Here is a 19,685-nt window from a genome sequence, read left to right as displayed (position 1 = left end):
ATCGCCGTTGAGAAACGGCCGTCCGTTTTTAATACGCTCGCCGCCTACTTCCGCCGAATGTCGATGCCACGCCCGCCGCTGGACCGGTTCGGACGCGACCGGACCGGTCAGTCGGAGACACTCGCCGTGTTGCTCCTCGTGGCGCTCACGGTCGTCGGCGGCGGGACAGTTTTGATGTTCGGCGCGAGCGCTATCGACGACGCGACGGCGTCCGTCGACGTCGGGAAGGCGGAACACGCGATGACGCAGTTGGACTCGAAGACGAGTCTGGTCGCCCACGGTTCCTCGGACACCCAGCGTGTCGACTTCGGCCGGACCGGGCGGGGAACCACGGCCGTCGACGAGGACTCGGGACGGATGATCGTCCGTATCGTCAACGGGACGAACGGCAACGAGACCATCCTAGACGAACAGCTGGGGACGGTGACCTACGAGCGCGGGCAGACGACGCTCGCCTACCAAGGCGGTGGCGTCTGGCGGCGGGACGGCAACGGAAGCACGATGGTCTCTCCCCCCGAATTCCACTACCAGCGGGGGACGCTCACGCTGCCGCTGGTCCGGGTCGAGAGCGACGGAATCTCGGGTCGGTCGGTCCGGATCGTCCAGCGAAACGAGACCGCCGGCGAGTTCCCGAACGCGACGCGGTCGAATCCACTGACCAAGGGCAGAGTTCACGTGACCGTACAGAGTGACTACTACCGAGCGTGGGGTACCTACTTCGAGGAACGAACCAGCGGGAACGTCACCTACGACCACGCGAACGAGAGCGCGACCATCGAGTTGATCACGCCGTTCAAAGGCGAGTTCGACAACATCCTCGCGTCGACCGGTGGTAGCATCACGGCCAACGGCGGTGATCCGCCGACGCCCTCCGAGACGGGGACCGACTACCCGTCAGCCGACGGACGGATCGAAAGCCGAATCGACGACTGTCTGGGCGGCGGCTGTGAGGGCTGGACGACCGACGTCGACGACGCGGGTACCTACTACACCGAGAGCGACGTCGACAACGACATCACGGTCGATACGAGCGGCGGTAACGTCGGTCTGGTGGTGAACGGATCGTTCGACCCCGACAGCCTCGACATCACCGGATCGAACAACGTCACCGTCTACGTCAGAGACGACGCCGCCTTCGGCGAGGCCAACGCGGGCGGAAACCCCGGGGATCTCCGGGTTCTCGTCCACTCCTCGGGAGAGGTCGACATGGACGGTAACGCCGTCTTCGTCGGATTGCTCTACGCCCCCGAATCGGAGGTCGACCTCAACGGAAAGGGGACGATAACCGGCGGCCTAGTCGGTGGAAACGTCGACATCAACGGACAGCCGGCAAACGACTTCGACCACGATTCGCGCGTCCAGGACGTCGAACTCGACGTCGGGAGCGGGGAACCGCGAGTCCTGTACCTCCACGTGTCGGTGACCACGGTGGAGATAGAGGACGGGTAGTTAGCGGAGGAAGTCGACGCTCGTCGTGGTCCAGACGACGTGGAGTTCGTCGGTGTCGGTCGAACAGGACACGGTCGTGCCGGCCGGGCCACACGTGAACCCGTGGCGCTGGAACGTCCGCCGCCACGCCTCGGTTCGTGGCGACTCGACCGTGACCGTCACGGTCACCCGCCCTGTGTCGGGGTCGACCGACAGCGTGTTCGGCGGGCTCTTCGACTGCGTTCGGATCAGGGCCGTCGTATCGCCACCGACGCCGACCCGGTCACCGGCCGCGTCGACGTCGATCAACGGGAGGACGACCCGGCGGCCGTTCGCTACCACCGCAGGGTCGGACCGCATCACCGAACTCCCGCGGTCGGTCCGGATCACCGCGTCCGAGACGTAGACGATTTCGGTACCGTCGAGTCGGTAGACGATCGGCCGAGGTGATATCTCGACGGACTGCGCCGAGACGTTCGTCGTGACGTTGATCCGCGCCGTGTCGCCGAAGGCGAGGTCGCCGTTTCCGAGGCTGACCTCGGTCGAACGACTGGGTGCGCCCCGGCGAGCCACGTCGCTAATGCTGTCGTCGAGGACGTCGAAGGCACGCTCCATGTTCCGGAGTTCCTCCGTGGTCCGGGCGTCGCCGAGCGTCTGGAAGCCGGCGACGTAGACGATGCCGGTCGAGGTGACGATCAGCGCGAACACCAGAACGAAGCCGATGGTCTCGCTCTGTCCGCGGGTCACACCGACCGCACCTCCAGACGGCCGGCCGAGAGGACGACCCGGAGGTCGCCGCCCCGAACGGTCGCCGCAGCGACGGGCGTGGTGGTCGTGAATCGAACGTGAACCGTCACGTCCGGGCCGTCCGACACCAAGACGAGCGTCGAGTTCGCCGGATCCACCGTCACCAGGTAGCCGTTGCCGGCGATCCGGGACGGGAGGTCGACGGCGACGGACACCGCCCGCGCTCCGGACGTCTCCGCGAGTCGGTCGGCCGACATCAGGTTCGACGCGAGGCGTTCGCCGGCGACGTCGAGAGAACTTCGCGTCGTCACGTCGCGCCGGTCCTCGACTGCGGTGCCGGCCGCGATGAGCAGGCCACTGATGAGGATCGTCGCGATACCGAGGGTGAGCACGTAGCCGAGCGCCGTCGAGACGGCGCGGTCGGAGCGGGACGTGGCGCTACTGCTCACGGAAGTAGAACACCTCCGCGCTCCCGTCGCTGAGGACGAAAGTGACCGACAGGTCGGCCTCCGACTCGTCGTAGGTGACCTCGAACGGGCCGAGCTCCCGACTGAACTCGCGAATGTCGATCTCCACGGTGTTGTCGGCCCGGATGGTCGCGTACTGGCCGTCCCCGTCGCTGTCGTCGACGAGGTCGTAGATCGTCCGGTCGGCATCGAAGACGCCGGAGCCGTCCCTGTCGGCTTGGCCCTCGTCGGCCGTGTCGACCGTTCGGATCTCCAGTTCGGCGGCGTTACTGTTGTCGATCGTGACGTCGGCGTCGATGTCGGTGGCGTCGACGGCAAACTTCTCGACGGTCACGTCCTCACCCCCAGTATTCTCGATGTCGAACTCGAGCGTCCGGGGGTTGTCGTCGTTCCCGACCGTCTCGCCGGGGGCCTTGACGAACTGCAACACGCCGCCGCCGGCCGACACCGGGACCGGTTCGATGCCGACGCGTGACCGGTAGGTGAGCGTCTCGGACTGGTAGGTGACGTCGGCGTCGAGTCCGTAGACGACCGGTACCCAGTACGGGGAGTCGAGTGGGGCGGTGTCGTCCACGGTGGCGTCGACCGCCGTCGTGTTCACCACCGCGTCGTACGTCCCCCGCGAGCGGTTGCCGTAGGTGACGGAGACGTCGTAGGGCGGCGTCGTTCCCGCCGCGAAGTCGATGGCGTCACAGCCGACACCGTTGACGGTGCCGGCCCGAAGACCGACGCGCGGCGGACCGGTGACGAGACCCCCACAGACGTCGGTCGTGATCGGACCGCTCCCGTTCTCGACGGCGATGGTCGGATCGCCCGTCGTGTCGTTGTAGACGTAGAGGCTCCACCGGTCGCCGCCGCTGCCGACGACCTCGACCCGGAACGAGTCGTTGGCGGGATCGTCCGTCGACACCAGCCCGCCGGTGGTGTTCAGGTCGAACTGCTGGGCCCCGTCGACGTCGGTCGCCACCGTCCAGTTCGCAGTTCTCGACCCGTCGGTCAGGTTCCGGTCGGGGTCGGTCTGACGCACCCGCGCCCCCTCGTGGAGGGTGACGACGTCCACGGCCGATCCCGCACCGCCACCGAGCGTGTGTCGCGAGGAGTAGTTCTCGAAGCGCTCGACGCGCCGCGTGACGTTCGCCTCGACATCCCCTCGATCGGTCTCGTCGTCGTCGTTCAGTGCCGCACCCTCGACGACGGCCCAGAGGCCGTCCTCGACGATATCGCGGAAGGCGAGCGCGTCGCTGGAGCGGGTGTCCACGTCCCGGGTCGCGAGGTTCTCGGTGTAGATGGCGGTGTTCAACAGCAACACCAGCGCCACGATTGTGACGGCGATGGCGAACCCCGCGACGAGGAGGAGTTGTCCGCGGTCACCGTCCTCGGGCATCAGATCCGCCATACGGTGATGCGCACCTCCACGACGTTGAACAGCCGATTGCCGGGGTCGATATCGGACGCGTAGAACCGCCGATCCGAGTCCGTGGCGGCCGCCGAGACGTTCCCCAGTTCGGGTGACGAGAGGGTCGTGTCGTCGTACAGGACGACCTGCCGGGTGGCGGTCACCGCGTCGTCGCTGGGGACACCCATCCGAACCATCGTCGTCGTGGTCCGGGAGCCGTTCCGGTCGAACGAGACGACGGCCACGTTGAACGCGGCGCGCCGGTCACCGAACGTCTCGTTGAGGACGCGACCGAACTCGTTCGGCGGGCCGGTGGCGTAGCCCGTCCCGTCGCTGTTGTTCGCGCCGTAGAACTCGCCGCTGTCGTCGTCGGGGGTCGTGTTCCAGTAGACGACGGCCTCGGCGAGGCTCCCGTCGGCCTCGGTTGCCTCGAGGACGCCGACCGCCGCGGCTCGCTCCTGATTGCCGACGTGTTGGTTCGAGGTACTCGCGGACAGCGGGGTCACGGCCGTCGTCCCGAGCGCGAAGCTGATGCCGCTCAACACCAGGAGCGCCGCGACGAACGCTTCGAGCGTGTGTGCCTGTCCCCGCACGGTCACCACACCCGAACGAGCAACTGGTTTCGCTCCCTGTCGAACGCGGTGTCGTCACTGCCCGGCAGCAATACGACACGCCGCGCCACGACCACGTCGGCCGTGGTCGTGGTCGGATCGCCGGCGGCCAGTCGCGTGCCACCGAGGGACCTGATCCCCGACGCGTTCCTGATCGTCACGTTCACCTGAGTCGTCGAATCGAGGCCGAGCGTATCGCCGAGGTCGGTCGTGGTGTACCGACAGTCGGCCGGGACGCTCCCGTCGAAGAAACTCCGCGTGCAACTCCCGTCGAGGACGGCGGGGTCGTCCGGCGAATCCACGAGGGCGTCGGCGGCCAGTCGGTCCGCGCTCCGGTCCGCGATCACCGAGTTCACGCCGGTGTCGGAGCCGAACGGAGCGAACATCGTCGGCGCGAACGCGAAGGCGAACGCGACTACGCCGAGGAAGAGGCTCACGCCGACGGCGAAATCGAGCGTCGTCTGTCCGCGGCTGCGAGTCATCCGACCACCAGCCACACGACCAGAGCGATGGTCTGGAGGATCACCACGAACTTGATGCCGGCGAGCAGGTTCGCCGTCCGGATGTAGCCGCTGATGATCCCCGAGAGGATTGCCTGCAGCGTCACTGCGTGGAAGAAGAGCAAAGAGAGCAGTTGCGTGTCGATGCCGCCGCCGAACTGTGCCTGTCCGCCACCGCCGCCACCGCCACCGCTCCCCGCGGCTTGCTCCGTGAGACCGGCCATCACGTCGAGGAACTGCGTCTTCAGAATCGCCATCACGCCGAGCAACGTGAGGTAGGTCATCAGGATGATCGCCACCTGCATCCGAGTCCGGGAGCGACGCTCCCGTTCGATGTCGTCCTGGTTCTCGCTGGCTTGGGCGGCCGTCGTCAGCACCTGCGTGATCTGACTGGAGGCCTCCTGTGCCTTGCTGATGAGTTTGACCGTCCGCGCCAGTCGCGGAACGTGGTACTTGTTGTTGAACTCGACCAGCGCGTCCCGCAGGCTCATCCCGTAGTTCACCTTGGCGTAGATGACGTCGAGTTCGTCCGCGAGTTTCCCCGACGACGTCTCCGCAGTCGTCTGGATCGACTCCAGAAGCGTCTGTCCGGTGTCGTTCGCGCTCGACAGTTTCCGGAGGTTGTCGGAGAGTTTTCCGGTGATCGCCGCCCGTGATCGGACGTTCCACTCGTGGAAGACGGTGAGCGGGATCAGGAGGACGTAGAGGGGGACGTACACCCAGATGAAGGTGCCCCAGACGGGTGCCTGGATCATCCCGTCCCACGTCGTCGGAACCGACCCCGTGGCGACGGCGACGACGACCAACACGAGAGCGGCGGGCGCGGTCAGCGCGAGCGTAAACAGCGGGTTGTCCCGGAAGAAGTGGTGTGGGTTCCGGAGGAGTTGTTTGGTCTTGAACGTCCCTTCGCGGGATTTGATCCGGTCGAAGATACCGAACTCGCCGACGTAACTCTCGATCAGACCGAGGTGTCGAAGCCCCTCCTTCTGGACCTTCTGCACCCGGTCGCCCGCTTCGCTCGGGTCGAGGTAGCCGTTGCCGGGTTCGTCCTGTTTCACCGTCGACACCAGCACGAGGAACATCACGCCGGTCAGCGGAATGAGCGCGTACACCGTGCCGTACAGCATGAGCGTCTGTGCCTCGCCGAGCATGCTCATGATAACGAGGATGATGATGAGGAGGAGGGGAAACAGCGAGAGCGTCATGTACATCTCGCCGAACAGTTCGAGGGTGTCGAGGGTGACCTCCTGTTGCTGTTTGGCGGTGCGCATGTGCTTGTCCTTCTTGTCGGAGAGGAACGCCTGCATGTTCCCACCGGAGTTGACGATGGAGAGCATGTCCGTCAGGAACTGCGAGAGGTCGTCGCTCGGCGTTGCCGCCGCCTGTTTCCGGATGGCGTTGCGGTAGTCGGTGCCGAAGTACTCCGTCTCCTGAACGATGCTCTGGAACTCCTTTGCCACCTCGCCGTACGTGTCGTCTGCCCGGGCCATCGCCTCGAGGATCTCGAGTTGGTTCAGTCCACCCACCGAGAGGGCGTACATGAACGAGATCGAGTCCGAGAGGAGCATATTGATCTCTCGTTCCCGGGTCGAGGCCGTCGAGTAGGGGATTGCAACGAGGGTGCCGAAGCCGGTCACGAAGCCGACCGATCCGGTGACCAGACCGGTGATACCGATGGCAGCAGGGACTTTCAACCGCTCGATGAGGGTGACGACCGTCTCGTTCGGGATGCGCGCCCCGGTCGAGAACAGGTCCGGGGAGATGATCCCGAACGCGAAGAGGCTGTAACCGACGAGTGTTCCCACCGCCCACAGCACGAGCCCGAGGAGGACACCGACGGCGAGGGCGCGCGAGAGGTAGAGTTCGACCGTCGTCGCCATCCGCGCCTGCACCAACTTCGTCTCCATGTCGTCGACGAAGTCGCCGTCCTCGTCGAACAGCAACTGGAAGAGCGGGTAGAACAGGTCTCCGAGGCTGTCGACGCTGCGGTCCAGCCCGCGTCCGGTGTCGAGACTCACGTCAGTTCTCCTCCTCTTCGTCCTCGGTCACGTCGCCGAACCCCCACTCGTCGACGGCCGCCCCATCCTCGCTCTCATCTTCACTCTCGTCCGCTCCCTTCCCGCTTTCGTCGAACGTCGGGGGAGCGTCGCCCGCGTCGTCTTCGAAGGAGATACCGAAGTCGTCGCCGGGCGGGGTGCCGGCGTCGTCCGCGGTGGCGTCGTCGCTCCCCGAGTCGACTGGCGAGGGGTCGAGGTCGGAGTCGGAGTCGGAGTCGGGGTCGTCGCCGTCGGTCGCCCCGTCGGGCGTCACGTCGGGTGCGGAGTCGACGTCCAGCAGCGCCGAGTCGACGCCCCCGCGGTCCTCGCCGCGGTACGCCTCGAACAGTTCCGTGTCGGCCCGGTCGAGGATGTCCGCACACAGGTCCAGCTCCTCCTCGCTCGGGTCCGGCCGTGGGACCATTGCCTCCTTCTCGGGATCGATGTCGATCAGGACCGACTCCATCTCCCGGAGGTCCTCCAGGCTGCGTTCGAGTTGGTCGTTGGCCATCAGCGCAAGGATGGTCTCCTCGTCGTTGATGAACGCCTGGACCGTGGCGGCGACCTGCGTGTAGGTGTTGAGTCCGTTCTCGATGAGGTAAGCGAGGACGGCCTGTCGCTTGAATATCTCCTCGTCGAGCGTCGACCGGGTCCACCCACGGTCGAAGCGGATCTCTTCGAGGGTGTTGGAGTCGCTCATCCGGAGGAACTCGTCGGTCTCGGCCTGCCACTGGTAGACGTCCTGAACGTTGATTTCGTCGTTTTCGGCGTCGTAGAAGTTGATCTCGGTGAGGTTCTTGTTCCGCCTGACCTTCGTCCCCTCGACCCTGGTCTGGGTCTGAATCGACACCAGGTCCAGCGCGGTAAACATGGTCTTCGAGACGTTGATCGGTTCGGTCGTGAACCGCTTGAGCACCTCGCCGACCGAGTCGGCGTGAAACGTCGTCAGCGTGGTGTGCCCGGTCGACATGACCTGGAAGAGGGTCCGCCCCTCCTCGCCCCGGATCTCGCCCATGACGATGTACTCCGGCCGCTGTCGGAGTGCGGCCTCCAGCAGGTCGAACTCGTCGACCTCGCCCTGTTCGTCGTCGGAGAACGAAGGACGGGTGACCGACGCCACCCAGTTGCGCTGGGGGAGTTCGACCTCTCGGGTGTCCTCGATGGAGACGATCTTGGAGTTCGAGGGGATGAACAGGGAGACGGCGTTGAGACTCGTGGTCTTCCCCGACGCCGTCCCGCCGGCGAAGATGAGCGACTTGTTGTTCTCGATGGCGAGCCAGAGGTACGCCATCTCCTCCAGCGAGAACGTCTTCCAGTTGATGAGGTCCACGGGGGTGAAGGGGACGTCCTTGAACTGTCGGATGGTGTAGTTGGTGCCGTGGTCCGAGACTTCCTTGCCCAGCGTGAGTTGGGCGCGCGAGCCGTCCGGCAGGGTGGCGTCGACCTGCGGGCGGCGCTTGCTGATACCCTTGCCCGACCGCTGGGCGAGCTTGACCACGAAGTCGTCGAGTTCGTCGTCGCCGTGGTAGACGTTGGTGATGATCTGCTCGTAATCGCTGTGGTAGACGAAGACGGGCGAGTGGTAGCCGTCACAGGAGATGTCCTCGACGTTGATATCGTGTTTGATCGGGTCGATGCGCTCGTAGCCGATGAAGTCCCGCTTGAGGTAGTAGAGCAGTTTCTCGACCTGGTACTCCGAGAGGGAGGTCGCGTCTTCCGCCAACACCACCGGTTCGGGCCGGGTCTCAATACCGTCGATCTCTTCGCCCACGTCCCGCTTCGGACGCCAACCCAGCCGCGAGAGGAGGCGACCGACGGTCCCTTCGGCGTCCTCGATGCCGAGTTGGGAGGCGATGGAGTCGAGCAGTCCGGTCCCGGGGGTCCGGGAGTAGAGGTCGTACCGGTCCAGCAGGCCGTACGTCTCGTCCCTGATCACGCGTTCGCGTTCGTCGAGACCGCCGGCGACACCGACCTCGGTGTACTTGATGGCATTTTGGAGCTTCGCCGTCAGGAACTCGCGGAGGTCGTCCTCGATCGACGTGGTGTGGGGCTGGACGACGTAGTACTTCTTCTCGTTTTCCTTGCGCGACTGGAAGATGACGACGAACGCGTACGGTTTGTTCACCCAGTATCGGTCGATCTCGTGGAAGTGGGTCTTCTTCTCCAGCGGGACCGTCTTCTCCAGATCGTACCGGTTGGCGATGGTGGTGGTACCGAGAGGCGTCCGGAAGAAGGCGTCCTCGTCGAGGTCGGCGTCGACTTCGACCGTCCGCTCGTCGACGACGTCGTCGAGTCGGTCGGCGAGGTCGGCGGCGCCCGAGAACACTGCCTCCGTGCGGTCGGGGTCGAAACCGAGGCTGTCGCTCGGATCGAAGGGCACGACCTCCCCGTTGCCGTCCGTCGGCGGGTTGCCGTCGGCGTCGTAGTAGTACTCCTGCTTGTAGTCCTCCCAGGTCCAGAGGTCCTTGACGACCGGCGTGTCACCTGTCCGTGCCTCCGCGACGGCCTCGTCGAGGGCCGTCGCGGCTGCCTCGCCCGCGGCGAGCAACGCCGATACCTCCGAGGGGTCGACCGCATCCGTGTTCCGTCGCGGAGCGGTCGAACCGTCGAACTCCTCGGGATCGGAGCTCTCGGCGTCGTCGATAGCCATTGCACGCATCAGGTGTTTCACGAATATAAATTCTGTCGGCCGATCTAACCGGTGATAATCGGGGGTAGCGGTGGAGTGCGGTCGTCAGCCGACCTCGAATGATTTTTGAAGGGGCCTCACTTAGCGGGGAGCACGATATCCCATGACATTCAGTCGCAGGAAAGTCGTCGCAGCCGCCGCTGGACTCGCTGGATCGCTCGCGGGCTGTGCTGGTGGATCCGGCGGCGGTGGTGGCGACGGCGGCGACGGTGGGGACTCGACGGCGACGGAGACGGCGACGGACACGCCCGAACCGACCGCGACCGCGACGGCGACACCCTCCGGGCCGCCGGAAGACGCCCCGACCGAGACGGTCACCGTCGAGAACAAGACGTTCATCCCGATGGTGCTCGAGGTCGAACCGGGCACTGTCGTCGAGTGGGTGTACGAGGGGATCGGCTCGCACAGCGTCACGTCGATGTCGCCGTCGGGGGAGGGCGGTCGGCAGGCCTGGAACCCCGACGTCGCCTCGGACTGGGAGATGAAAGAGGACATCTCCAGCGAACCGATCAGTTACTACTTCCGCGAAGAGGGTGTCTACGAGTACAAGTGTCACTACGACTTCGGTCACATCGGCGGTTGTGCGGCCGTCGTCGTCGGCGACCAAGAGTACGACCAAGAGATGCTGCCCTGCGAGCCGCAGTAGCGGCCGGATCGAGGCACTGACTACCCGTTTCGACGTCGACGAAGAGACCCCGAAGCCGTGCGCACATTTATCACGGGACCGGTCGTCCCCCCACGTAGGTGTCAATAGAATGGACGGACTCGACCGGATCGCGAACGTAACCCGGGAGGTCGGTCGAAGCGACGCGGACGAACTGACGGTCGATGCCGGGGTGGCGCTGTCCGAGATGCTTCGGACGACGCTCGGACCGAACGGGCGCGACAAGATGCTCGTCGGGGACGGGACGGTCGTCCTGACGAACGACGGTGGCAGCATCGTCGACCGGATGGATATCGAGTCGCCGGCGGCGAACCTCATTTCGGACGTCGCGCGCGCTCAGAACGGCGAACTCGGTGACGGCTCCACCGCCGCCATCGCCCTTGCCGGGGGGTTGCTGGACGAGGCCGGCGACCTGCTGGACGACGGGATTCACCCGACGACGGTCGTCGGCGGCTACCGCGAAGCCGCGAGACGCGCCGGGGCGGCCCTCGACGACGTGGCGTGGACGGCGGGCGACGACGAGACGCTCAGGAGCGTGGCCGCGACGACGATCACGGGCCGGTGGGACGACGCCCGGACGGCCTCCCTCGCCGACCTCACGGTCCGGGCGTTCCGAGCGTCGCGCGACCGCGGTCGCGGACGGCTGGACGACGTGACGATCCACGGGTTCGCGGGCGGGGCCACGACCGACTCGGAGTTGCTCGACGGCCTCGTCATCGACACGGACGCGTCCTCGACCAGTCTCTCGGAGGTCGCCGCATCGGTCCCGCGGCACGTCGAGGACGCACGCGTCGCCGTCGTCGACGACGAACTCACGATCCAGTCGCCCGACTCGGTGTCGCGATACACCGTCGAAGAGGTCGAGGACCTCGAACGCGCTCGGACCTTCGAGGACGAGGAGTACCGTCGGTTCGTCGAGATGCTCACAGCCCTCGACGTGGACGTGCTGTTCTGTCAGAAGGCGGTCGATGACCGACTGCGGGCACGCCTCGCCCACGAGGGCGTCCTGGTGTTCGAGCGGACCCGGCAGGACGAGATCCACAAACTCGAGCGGACGACCGGCGCGACGCCGGTCATGCGGCTGGATGCCCTCGACGCGGCGGCAGTCGGACGCGCCGACGAGGTCGAGCGGATCGACCTGGGCGACGGGTCGTTCGTGATCGTCCGCGAGGCGTCGTCGTCGCAGGTGTCGGTCGTGCTTCGGGGCGGGACCGACCACGTCGTCGACGAAACCGAGCGTATCGTGGTCGACGCGCTCACCCTCCTCGACGCCGTCGGCGACCGGCCGACGCTCGTCGCCGGCGGCGGTGCGGCGGAGGTGGCACTCGCCGGCGACCTCCGGGCACACGGCCGCGGGATCGACGACCGCGAAGCCCTCGCGGTGGACGCGTTCGCGGACGCCTTGGAGACGATTCCCGTGGCGCTGGCACGGAACGCGGGGCTGGATCCGATCGACACGCTGCTCGACCTTCGGGCGCGACACGCCGAGGGGGAGAGCCGTGCCGGTATCGACGGTGACGGCGGCGTGATCGCGGACGTGGCCGACCGGGGCGTCGTCGAGCCGGCACTGCTCAAGCGGCGCGTCGTCGCCAACGCGACGGACGCCGCCACGCTCCTCCTCCGGATCGACGGGATCATCGAGACCGAGTCGTCGGACGGAGGAGTCGGTGAACACGACCACGACGACGGAGCACCCGCGGGTGGTGGCGTCCGGGCCGACACCGGCGGCTACCCCTGGGCGATCGGCCACTAAAACCGGCGTCCGAGCCGGTCGCGTCGGCGTCAGGACGGTCTCGGGGCGGTGCCGCGGGACTGACTCCCCACGTCCCCGAGGTCGTTGGGGTCGACGGTGAAATCGAACGCCTCTTGCGGGATCGAAACGGTGACGCACGTGTTCGGCAGGTCGACGATGCCCGCGATGCGGCTCTCGACGGGGATGGTGCCGAGCGCGAAGTACGCCCGTTCACCGGTGTACCCGAAGTTCTTCAGGTAGTCGGTGGCGTCGAGACAGGCCCGGCGCATGCCGACGTTGGCGTTCTTGTAGTGCTGGGTGCCGTCCTCGTCGACGGAGTATCCCTCGAAAGTGATGTACTCGGTGAGCTGCGATTCGACGTTGCCCGGCTTGAACGTGGGGTGGTCGATGCCGAACTGCTCCATCCCGCCCTTGATCAGGTCGACCCGGAAGTCGATCCACCCCGACATCTCGAGGGCTCCGCAGAACGTGATCTCGCCGTCGCCCTAGGCCGGGGAAGTCCACGCCCGGAACGCGACGCGACCGGGTGTAGACGCCGTCGATCTCCCGGATAGCCTTGCGCGCCTCGGGTAAGTGATCCGTGAGGAATCCACCCCCGTTCTCCAAGTCCAAGAACCCGGTGAACTCCCACTCGTGATCCGAGAAAGAACCGATGTCGAGGATGTCGACGACGAGGATGTCGCCGGGTTCCGCGCCCTCGACCTCGATGGGCCACTCAGGTGGTGGTTGGGCGTCAACCCCACGTCCCGGATGTCGTTGGCGCCGTCGTCGTTGACGATCTGTCCGCCTGTCCAGTCGAGACATTCGACGCGGAACTTCTCGCCGGGGACCGACGCCGACGGCGCCCAGCGACTCGCCGACCGGCTCGTCGCGGAGCGGAGGTGGTCGAAGGTCGGATCGGCCGTAGTCGAGGGCACGCACGAGGAGGCCGAACTCCTCTTCGGGCTGTTCCCCGACGCCGATTAGATCCCCGCCACGACGGCCGCGAGCCCGATGCCCGCGAGCGCACCGAACAGGTTGACGGCGGCGTTCCACACGGCGAGGACGCGGTCCCCGTCCTCCCAGAGCCGAACCGTATCGACCGAGAAGGAGGAGAACGTCGTGTACGACCCGCAGGCACCGGTGCCGACGAGGGCGAGCACGTCAGATCCCGCGCCGAGGAAGGTGACGAGGGCGAGGACGAACGAGCCGAGGACGTTGACGGTGAACGTCCCGTACGGGAACCGCCGGTCCGCGGTGACACGGCCGACGTACCCGTTCGTGGCGTACCGCGCCACAGCGCCGACGGCCGCGCCGGCACCGATCAGATAGGCGGGATTCACGACCCGACGACCCCCGCGAGCGTCCGAGCGACCCCTCTCCCGACGAGGACGGCGGCGAAGCCGACGGCGTACGTCGAGACGACGTAGCCGACGCCCACGAGCGTCGGCGACTGGACGACTTCGAGGGCGAACGTGCTGTAGGTGGTAAACGAGGAGAGAAAGCCCGTCGCGGCGGCGTAGTACGTCTCTTCGGCGACGACGCCGACGAGTTCGGCCTCGTACGCCAGGACCCCGAGGGCGAGACAGCCGGTGACGTTCGCGGCGAACGTGCCGCCGAGGCCGGGGACGGCGAGCGAGACGACGTGGCGAAGGCTCGCACCCGCGAACCCGCCGACTGCGACGAGGAAGACGAGTTCTGCCGTCCGGAGGCGTTCGACCGTCGTCATGTGGTGAGTCGGCCGACGCTTCGCACCGAACCGACATTAAGTCCGGTGCCGACGACACCCCGACCGGGACGTGTCGGAGCGACGGAATTATTACCCGAATACTTACAAGTAAAGTATAAGGTATTGATGGTCGTTGGTCGACATGTCATGTGTTCAACTACCACACGCGGCGCTGGAGTGATCGGGGAACATGTCGCTGTATAGTGTTCTCGGGATGGGGCTTCTGTTCGTCGGCGGGGTCCTCTTCGTCAACGGGTTGTGGCTCCTCGGTCACGGATCGGACAGCGACGTGGCCATCTTCAACTTCCTCACCGGGGCAATCACGTTCCTGATCGTCCTCTGGTGGGGGTTCGGCGGCGACGCCTCGGAGGGGACGCCGTTCAACGCCGCTGGGACGTTGCTGTTCTCGATGACGTACCTCTGGATCGGTGCGAACGCCATCCGGGGCATCGAGGACCAGCGATCGTTCGGGTGGTACTGCTTTTTCGTCGCGCTCACCGCCCTCCCGACCGGTTACCTCGTCTTGCTCACGGGTGACTTGGGACTCACCGGGCTCTGGTGGCTCTGGGCGGTGCTCTGGGCCGCCTTCTTCGTCCTCCTCGGGTTGGAGCGCGACGAGTTCACCGCCCCGGTCGGCTGGTTCACCGCGGTGACGGGCGTCGCCACGGCCGTCGGTGGCTACCTGATGGCCGCCGGCTTCTGGCCCTGGGCGTGAGCCGTCGCCCGGATCGTACGTATCAAAAAAGATCACATAAAACTGTCAATCAGAATTGTTACATTAGTATTAAGTCACGGTAGATTACATTTGGGGACGGAGCACGAGCTCTGATACCAATGCCCGAAGTGAAATTCGAAGTCGACACCGACAGCCCCCCCGACGAACAACCCGGGGCGAACCCGTTCAACCGGTGGCACCCCGATATCCCGGCCGCAGTAGAGGTCGACGACGGCGAGACCGCACGCCTCGAAGCGCTCGACTGGACCGGCGGACAGATCACCGACGCGGACGACCCCAACGAGGTTCGGGACGTGGACCTCAACCAGGTACACTACCTCGCCGGACCGGTCCACGTCAACGGGGCCGAACCGGGCGACCTCCTCAAGGTCGAGTTCCTCGACATGGGGCCGCTCAACGACCGCTCCGAGTTCGGATTCACCGGCACGTTCTCCCAGCAGAACGGGGGCGGGTTCCTCACGGACCACTTCCCCGATGCGGCGAAGTCGGTCTGGGACATCGACGGCTACACCGTCTCGTCGCGGCACGTCCCCGACGTTCGCTACGAGGGGAAGATCCACCCCGGACTCGCCGGCTGTGCCCCCAGTCAGGAGCTCCTCGAGGAGTGGAACGAACGCGAACAGGAGCTCATCGACAAGCACGCCGAGGATCCCGAGTCGATCCCGAACCATCCGACTGGAAAGGAGGAGCCGGGCGTCGCGAACCCGCCGAACAAGGACGGCGCACAGATGGGCGAGATGGATCCCGACGCGGCCGACGAGGCCGCGGGGGAGGCCGCCCGGACCGTCCCGCCGCGGGAACACGGCGGCAACCACGACATCAAGGACCTCTCTATCGGGACGACGGTCTACTTCCCCGTCTACGTCGAGGGCGGCAAGTTCGGCGTCGGCGACTTCCACGCCTCGCAGGGTGACGGCGAGATCACCTTCTGTGGTGCCATCGAGATGGCCGGCTACGTCGACTGCAAGTTCGAAGTCGTCAAGAACGGGATGGAGGATCACGGGGTCACCCACCCCATCTTCGAACCGGGCCACCGCGGGCCCAACTTCGAGGACTACGTCACGTTCTGTGGCTACTCCGTCACCGAAGACGGCGAACAGCAGTACATGAACTCCCACACGTCCTACCGGCGCGCCTGCCTCCAAGCCATCGACTACCTGAAGAAGTTCGGCTACACGGGTCAGCAGGCCCTCCACATCCTCGGGACCGTCCCCATCGAGGGACGCCACAGCGGCATGGTCGACGTCCCGAACTCCTGTTCGACGCTCGCGCTGCCCACCGGAGCCTTCGAGTTCGACCTCTCGCCGGGCAGCCTCGGTAACGCCGAAGACCGCGGCGACCTCCTCGTCACCGACGACCCGCTCGGCTGATCGGAGCGCTCGCCTACGCTTCTTTCTCTGCGTTTTCTATCGTCTCGTGGATGACCGCAGTGAGCGCCCGGATGTCCGGCGCGTCCGCATCCGACGGATCGGCCTCGGTTTCGTGGTACCGCGCCCCCGCCCGAAGCGCCAGACGGACGACATCGTTCGTGTTCAGGATCGGCTCCCCGGCACGGTCGTTCAGGTCGTCCCGGATCTCGCTCAGCAGTTCGCGGGTGTCGTTCGACAGCGTCACCGACACCCGAACCGCGTGGGGCGTCTCGTCGTGGAGTCGTGTCGCCTGTCGCGTGAGGGCATCGGTATCGTCCATGGTCGGGCGGTCGTAGGGGAGCGTCTAATGTGTTGTCCCGACTGCCGCGATTAGAGTGACCGAATCGAAGACACCTCGAAACCCCGTCGTCTCGGGCGGCAGTGCCACCCGATTGTCCGAGGGAGCTTCGCTCCCTCGCTGCTGGAGGACGACGGCCGTTCACGGCGACGGAGTCGCCGTGAGCTCGGGAGAGCAACGTTCTCCCGGTGTCACAAGCACCACAGACCGAAGCACGAGGAGCACAACGAGGTGGTTCCAGTTTCACTCGCTTACTTCAACACGACCACTGCCGCCGAAAAAGCGGGGTGGCGAACCCCTGCCGGGTCCGCGGGGACCGGAGCGGTCCCGTCAGTTGCTCGTAGTGGATTCCGTCTCGGCCTCGTCGTCGGTCGTCGTAGCCGTGGTGTCCGCCTCGTCCGTCGCGGACGCGGAGTCGCCCCCCGATTCGGCCCCCTCCTGCAGTTCCTCCTCGATCTCCTCGCGACCCCGTCTGAACTCACCCATGGCCTGCCCGGTCGAACGGGCCAGTTTGGGGATCTTGTTCGCCCCGAACAGCAAGACGAGGACGAAGAGGACGATGAGCAACTCCGGCCCGCCGGGCAACCCGGGGAACAGTGGAACGATTGGATCGTGCATCACTACACCCGGCTAGCCTGTTCGCGATTATAGGCTTTTTGGACCGAAGGGTGGGTAGGGCTGGCGGCGATGTGTGGCGGCGGGGCGGCGAACGGTGCCGGTCGACGACCCGCAAACGTCATATCGTGGTCGTCCGAACGCGGCGTATGCTCGACACCGGCGACGCGGCTCCCGACTTCACCGTCCCGCTCGCGAACGGCGACGTCGAGACGTTCACCCTGTCCGAACGATTAGACGACGCGCCGATCGTTCTCGCGTTCTTCCCCGCGGCCTTCACCAACACCTGCACGACCGAGATGTGTACCTTCCGCGACCGACTCGCGAACTTCGAGAACGTCGGCGCGACGGTGTACGGCGTCAGCGTCGACCTGCCCTACACCCTCAACGAGTTCCGGCGGCAAAACGACCTGACCTTCGGCCTGCTCAGCGACGAGCGCCGTGATCTGATCGACGCCTACGGCGTCGCGTCGTCCTTCCAACCGGGAGACATCCGCGTCGCCCGGCGGGCGGTGTTCGTCGTCGACGGCGACGGGACGGTGACTTACCGGTGGGAGGCCGAGAATCCGAAGCAGGAACCCGACTACGACGCGGTGCGGGAGGTGGCAGCCGAGACGTCCGGGGCGGGGGCCTGACCCGGCGGCCTTTTTCGCGTCGGGCACCAACGTGACGGTGTGACTTCCGACGACAGCGGTGGCCGCGAGTACGACCCCGACGCCGCCCACGCCTTCCCCGACGAGAAACTGAACCGCATCCTCCCGACCGTCGTCGACGACGCCGAGGTGCGGGCGTATCTCGACGCCCAGAACGTCAACGCAGTGAAACGAAAGAGGTACAACGACCACGGTCCGAAGCACATCGAAATCGTCCGGAACCGAGCGCTTCGCCTGTACGAACTGCTGAAGCGGGCCGGCGTTCCGTTCAACGGCGCAGCGGACCAGGGCCTCGACGAGGCCGACGAGGCGGTCGTCGTCGCCCTGGCGGCGACCCTCCACGACGTGGGCCACGTCGTCCACCGCGACCGTCACCCCTACTACTCGATCCCGCTCGCGGCCGACGTCCTCGACCGCCTGCTCGCCGAGTTCTACGACACGGGGGGCGTCGTCCGGATGAAAGCCGAGATCCTCCACGCCATCCTCTGTCACCACACCGAGGAGGACCCCCTGACCCGCGAGGCAGGTGTCATCCGCGTCGCCGACGCCCTCGACATGGAGCGCGGGCGGTCGCGCATCCCCTACGAGGAGGGGGGACGGGGCATCAACACACTCTCGAGTCAGGCGATCCGCAACGTCACGCTACAGGAAGGCGAGGAGCGGGGAGTACTCGTCGAAATCGAGATGGTGAACGCCGCCGGCGTCTACCAAGTCGACGGCCTGCTGAAAGCGAAACTCGAAGACTCCATGCTCGAAGACTACGTCCGCATCGTCGCCATCAACACGAAAGAGGAGAGCGGGTTGGTCGAGCGGATCGAACTCTAGTCGGACAGCGTCTCGGCGGTGACGCCGTCGAGTTCGAGCGATCCACCGAGCGTCCGGTTCGGGTAGGGGATGTTGATGTCCTCCTCGTCGAAGCGCTCCTTGACCGCGGTGACGTACTCCCCGCGGGTCTTGACGAAGTCGGCTCGGCTCGGGTCGTCGATCCAGACCCGTGATTTGAGCACGACCGACGAGTCCCCGAGTTCGGTCAGGCGGACCGACGGTGCGGGGTTCTCGAGGATTTCGGGGTGAGCGTGAGCCTCCTCGAGGATGATCTCGTTCGCCCGCTCGATGTCGTCGTCGTAGCCGATACCGAAGGGGACTTGCAGTCGGAGTTGGCCCTTGGCGACCGGGTTCTTGATGACGCCGTCGGTGAGTTGGGAGTTGGGGACGGTCAGCAGTTCGTTGTCGAAGGTTCGAACTCGGGTGACCCGGAAACTGATGTCCTCGACGATACCGGAGTTGCCGTCCCACTCGATCCAGTCGCCGATCTTGAACGGTTTGTCGGTGAAGATGAAGATGCCGGCCACGAAGTTTGCGAGGACGTCCTGCATCGCGAGGCCGATGGCGAGCGTCGCAGCCGCCGCCACCGTCGCGAGCGACTGGAGGAAGTTGCCGTAGCCAGCGAAGCCGAAGGCGATGGCGACGCCGGCGAAGACGACGATCGCCAAGGCGAGTTTCCGGAGCGGCTGGCGGGCGTGAATCTCCAGCCCCCGGGCGTCCATCACCCGGTCGAGGACGGGGATGAGGACGAGACGACCGACGAAGTAGACGACCAGTAGCGCGATCAGAAAGGAGACGGCGGCACCGAGCGACTCGGCGTAGGGGATACCGTTCGCCCCGAGAAACCGGGCGATCGCACCGCCCCCATCGGCCTGGAGCGGGAGCGTACTCATCGATACAGCACTGCGGTGTTACCGCGGGTCTCGACGACGGTCGCGTCGGTTCGCTCGGCCAGATCTGCCGCCAGCGTCTCCACGTCGGTCCCGCCGCGGGCCGCCCGCAGGAACTTCACCTTCACCAGATCACGGTCCCGCAACTGTCCGTCGAGCTCGTCGACGACGGCGTCGACGCCGGCCTTCCCGACCCAGACCGTCACGTCGAGGTCGTGGGCCCGCTTTCTGAGCGCTTGCGTATCCATACCCGTCACAGA

The 19,685-nt window shown here is 66.1% G+C and carries 21 protein-coding genes and 1 pseudogene; 7 read left to right on the top strand and 15 right to left on the bottom strand.

What is annotated here, in order from left to right; translation table 11 throughout:
* The first annotated feature begins 57 nt into the window (after positions 1–57).
* Positions 58–1,449, top strand: a complete 1,392-nt coding sequence (locus tag NBT81_RS05880) for a DUF7289 family protein (RefSeq protein ID WP_338741753.1) — start codon at positions 58–60, stop codon at positions 1,447–1,449.
* Here the strand turns inward: NBT81_RS05880 and NBT81_RS05875 are convergent, their stop codons facing one another.
* The 7 genes from NBT81_RS05875 to NBT81_RS05845 are packed head-to-tail and all read right to left on the bottom strand — an operon-like array spanning position 1,450 to position 9,835.
* Positions 1,450–2,175 carry a DUF7289 family protein gene (locus NBT81_RS05875; RefSeq protein WP_338741751.1) on the bottom strand — a complete coding sequence of 242 codons (726 nt, stop codon included), beginning with the start codon at positions 2,173–2,175 and terminating at the stop codon, positions 1,450–1,452.
* Entirely contained in the window at positions 2,172–2,624 is a 453-nt protein-coding gene (locus tag NBT81_RS05870; RefSeq protein WP_338741750.1) for a DUF7266 family protein, read from the bottom strand. The genes NBT81_RS05875 and NBT81_RS05870 overlap by 4 nt, the downstream gene beginning before the upstream one ends.
* Positions 2,614–4,038, bottom strand: coding sequence for a DUF7261 family protein (locus NBT81_RS05865; RefSeq protein WP_338741748.1), 1,425 nt, complete (start codon positions 4,036–4,038; stop codon positions 2,614–2,616). Before NBT81_RS05865 ends, NBT81_RS05870 begins: the two co-directional genes overlap by 11 nt.
* The gene (locus NBT81_RS05860; protein WP_338741747.1) at positions 4,026–4,640 is read right to left on the bottom strand and encodes a DUF7288 family protein; all 615 of its coding nucleotides are present in this window, start codon (positions 4,638–4,640) and stop codon (positions 4,026–4,028) included. The genes NBT81_RS05865 and NBT81_RS05860 overlap by 13 nt, the downstream gene beginning before the upstream one ends.
* On the bottom strand, positions 4,634–5,131 hold the full coding sequence (locus NBT81_RS05855) for a DUF7287 family protein (RefSeq protein WP_338741746.1): 498 nt from the start codon (positions 5,129–5,131) through the stop codon (positions 4,634–4,636). The genes NBT81_RS05860 and NBT81_RS05855 overlap by 7 nt, the downstream gene beginning before the upstream one ends.
* Positions 5,128–7,167, bottom strand: a complete 2,040-nt coding sequence (locus tag NBT81_RS05850; protein WP_338741744.1) for a type II secretion system F family protein — start codon at positions 7,165–7,167, stop codon at positions 5,128–5,130. The genes NBT81_RS05855 and NBT81_RS05850 overlap by 4 nt, the downstream gene beginning before the upstream one ends.
* A gap of 1 nt (position 7,168) precedes the next feature.
* Positions 7,169–9,835, bottom strand: coding sequence for a type II/IV secretion system ATPase subunit (locus NBT81_RS05845; protein WP_338741743.1), 2,667 nt, complete (start codon positions 9,833–9,835; stop codon positions 7,169–7,171).
* Between the two features lie 142 nt (positions 9,836–9,977).
* Between NBT81_RS05845 and NBT81_RS05840 the strand changes: the two genes are divergently transcribed.
* Together NBT81_RS05840 and thsB are read left to right on the top strand one after the other, a co-directional pair.
* Positions 9,978–10,520, top strand: a complete 543-nt coding sequence (locus tag NBT81_RS05840; RefSeq protein ID WP_338741741.1) for a hypothetical protein — start codon at positions 9,978–9,980, stop codon at positions 10,518–10,520.
* Positions 10,521–10,629: 109 nt separating this feature from the next.
* Positions 10,630–12,291, top strand: a complete 1,662-nt coding sequence (gene thsB / locus NBT81_RS05835; RefSeq protein WP_338741739.1) for a thermosome subunit beta — start codon at positions 10,630–10,632, stop codon at positions 12,289–12,291.
* 29 nt (positions 12,292–12,320) lie between these two features.
* Here the strand turns inward: thsB and NBT81_RS05830 are convergent, their stop codons facing one another.
* From NBT81_RS05830 to NBT81_RS05815, 4 genes and pseudogenes are all read right to left on the bottom strand, one after another.
* Positions 12,321–12,764, bottom strand: a complete 444-nt coding sequence (locus tag NBT81_RS05830; RefSeq protein WP_338742508.1) for an acetamidase/formamidase family protein — start codon at positions 12,762–12,764, stop codon at positions 12,321–12,323.
* 73 nt (positions 12,765–12,837) lie between these two features.
* Positions 12,838–13,208, bottom strand: a pseudogene (locus tag NBT81_RS17235) (acetamidase/formamidase family protein); the annotation flags it as partial.
* Between the two features lie 45 nt (positions 13,209–13,253).
* Complete coding sequence (gene crcB, locus NBT81_RS05820) at positions 13,254–13,613, bottom strand: fluoride efflux transporter CrcB (RefSeq protein WP_338741737.1); 360 nt, start codon at positions 13,611–13,613, stop codon at positions 13,254–13,256.
* Positions 13,610–13,999 (bottom strand): CrcB family protein, encoded by a 390-nt coding sequence (locus NBT81_RS05815; protein ID WP_338741736.1) that lies wholly within the window; start codon positions 13,997–13,999, stop codon positions 13,610–13,612. The genes crcB and NBT81_RS05815 overlap by 4 nt, the downstream gene beginning before the upstream one ends.
* Before the next feature lie 190 nt (positions 14,000–14,189).
* Between NBT81_RS05815 and NBT81_RS05810 the strand changes: the two genes are divergently transcribed.
* Together NBT81_RS05810 and fmdA are read left to right on the top strand one after the other, a co-directional pair.
* On the top strand, positions 14,190–14,714 hold the full coding sequence (locus NBT81_RS05810; RefSeq protein WP_338741735.1) for an AmiS/UreI family transporter: 525 nt from the start codon (positions 14,190–14,192) through the stop codon (positions 14,712–14,714).
* Between the two features lie 119 nt (positions 14,715–14,833).
* Entirely contained in the window at positions 14,834–16,105 is a 1,272-nt protein-coding gene (fmdA, locus tag NBT81_RS05805) for a formamidase (RefSeq protein ID WP_338741734.1), read from the top strand.
* 13 nt (positions 16,106–16,118) lie between these two features.
* Here fmdA and NBT81_RS05800 read toward each other — a convergent pair whose 3' ends face one another.
* Both NBT81_RS05800 and tatA read right to left on the bottom strand, forming a co-directional pair.
* Complete coding sequence (locus NBT81_RS05800) at positions 16,119–16,424, bottom strand: hypothetical protein (RefSeq protein ID WP_338741733.1); 306 nt, start codon at positions 16,422–16,424, stop codon at positions 16,119–16,121.
* A gap of 348 nt (positions 16,425–16,772) precedes the next feature.
* The gene (gene tatA / locus NBT81_RS05795; protein ID WP_338741732.1) at positions 16,773–17,060 is read right to left on the bottom strand and encodes a twin-arginine translocase TatA/TatE family subunit; all 288 of its coding nucleotides are present in this window, start codon (positions 17,058–17,060) and stop codon (positions 16,773–16,775) included.
* Positions 17,061–17,206: 146 nt separating this feature from the next.
* On the opposite strand from tatA, the gene NBT81_RS05790 reads away from it, so the two are divergent.
* Entirely contained in the window at positions 17,207–17,692 is a 486-nt protein-coding gene (locus NBT81_RS05790) for a redoxin domain-containing protein (protein ID WP_338741731.1), read from the top strand.
* A 39-nt stretch (positions 17,693–17,731) separates the two neighbouring features.
* Positions 17,732–18,535 (top strand): HD domain-containing protein, encoded by an 804-nt coding sequence (locus tag NBT81_RS05785; protein ID WP_338741730.1) that lies wholly within the window; start codon positions 17,732–17,734, stop codon positions 18,533–18,535.
* Here NBT81_RS05785 and NBT81_RS05780 read toward each other — a convergent pair.
* Both NBT81_RS05780 and NBT81_RS05775 read right to left on the bottom strand, forming a co-directional pair.
* Positions 18,532–19,428, bottom strand: coding sequence for a mechanosensitive ion channel family protein (locus tag NBT81_RS05780; protein WP_338741729.1), 897 nt, complete (start codon positions 19,426–19,428; stop codon positions 18,532–18,534). The two genes, NBT81_RS05785 and NBT81_RS05780, sit on opposite strands and share 4 nt — an antisense overlap.
* A complete protein-coding gene (locus NBT81_RS05775; RefSeq protein WP_338741728.1) occupies positions 19,425–19,673 on the bottom strand; it encodes a YhbY family RNA-binding protein in 249 nt (82 codons plus the stop codon). The genes NBT81_RS05780 and NBT81_RS05775 overlap by 4 nt, the downstream gene beginning before the upstream one ends.
* Positions 19,674–19,685 lie beyond the last annotated feature (12 nt).

Origin of the sequence: Haloplanus sp. CK5-1, from assembly GCF_037201915.1 — an archaeon.
Classification (GTDB): Archaea; Halobacteriota; Halobacteria; order Halobacteriales; family Haloferacaceae; genus Haloplanus; species Haloplanus salilacus.
This window is presented reverse-complemented; position numbering and strand designations above follow the sequence as displayed.

Bases quoted from the DNA above. Each gene is read 5' to 3' on its own strand.
- NBT81_RS05880 (WP_338741753.1), top strand. From the start codon at position 58: ATGTCGATGCCACGCCCGCCGCTGGACCGGTTCGGACGCGACCGGACC.
- NBT81_RS05865 (WP_338741748.1), bottom strand. From the start codon at position 4,038: ATGGCGGATCTGATGCCCGAGGACGGTGACCGCGGACAACTCCTCCTC.
- NBT81_RS05855 (WP_338741746.1), bottom strand. From the start codon at position 5,131: ATGACTCGCAGCCGCGGACAGACGACGCTCGATTTCGCCGTCGGCGTG.
- NBT81_RS05845 (WP_338741743.1), bottom strand. From the start codon at position 9,835: ATGGCTATCGACGACGCCGAGAGCTCCGATCCCGAGGAGTTCGACGGT.
- NBT81_RS05840 (WP_338741741.1), top strand. From the start codon at position 9,978: ATGACATTCAGTCGCAGGAAAGTCGTCGCAGCCGCCGCTGGACTCGCT.
- thsB (WP_338741739.1), top strand. From the start codon at position 10,630: ATGGACGGACTCGACCGGATCGCGAACGTAACCCGGGAGGTCGGTCGA.
- NBT81_RS05815 (WP_338741736.1), bottom strand. From the start codon at position 13,999: ATGACGACGGTCGAACGCCTCCGGACGGCAGAACTCGTCTTCCTCGTC.
- NBT81_RS05810 (WP_338741735.1), top strand. From the start codon at position 14,190: ATGTCGCTGTATAGTGTTCTCGGGATGGGGCTTCTGTTCGTCGGCGGG.
- fmdA (WP_338741734.1), top strand. From the start codon at position 14,834: ATGCCCGAAGTGAAATTCGAAGTCGACACCGACAGCCCCCCCGACGAA.
- NBT81_RS05800 (WP_338741733.1), bottom strand. From the start codon at position 16,424: ATGGACGATACCGATGCCCTCACGCGACAGGCGACACGACTCCACGAC.
- tatA (WP_338741732.1), bottom strand. From the start codon at position 17,060: ATGCACGATCCAATCGTTCCACTGTTCCCCGGGTTGCCCGGCGGGCCG.
- NBT81_RS05790 (WP_338741731.1), top strand. From the start codon at position 17,207: ATGCTCGACACCGGCGACGCGGCTCCCGACTTCACCGTCCCGCTCGCG.
- NBT81_RS05780 (WP_338741729.1), bottom strand. From the start codon at position 19,428: ATGAGTACGCTCCCGCTCCAGGCCGATGGGGGCGGTGCGATCGCCCGG.
- NBT81_RS05775 (WP_338741728.1), bottom strand. From the start codon at position 19,673: ATGGATACGCAAGCGCTCAGAAAGCGGGCCCACGACCTCGACGTGACG.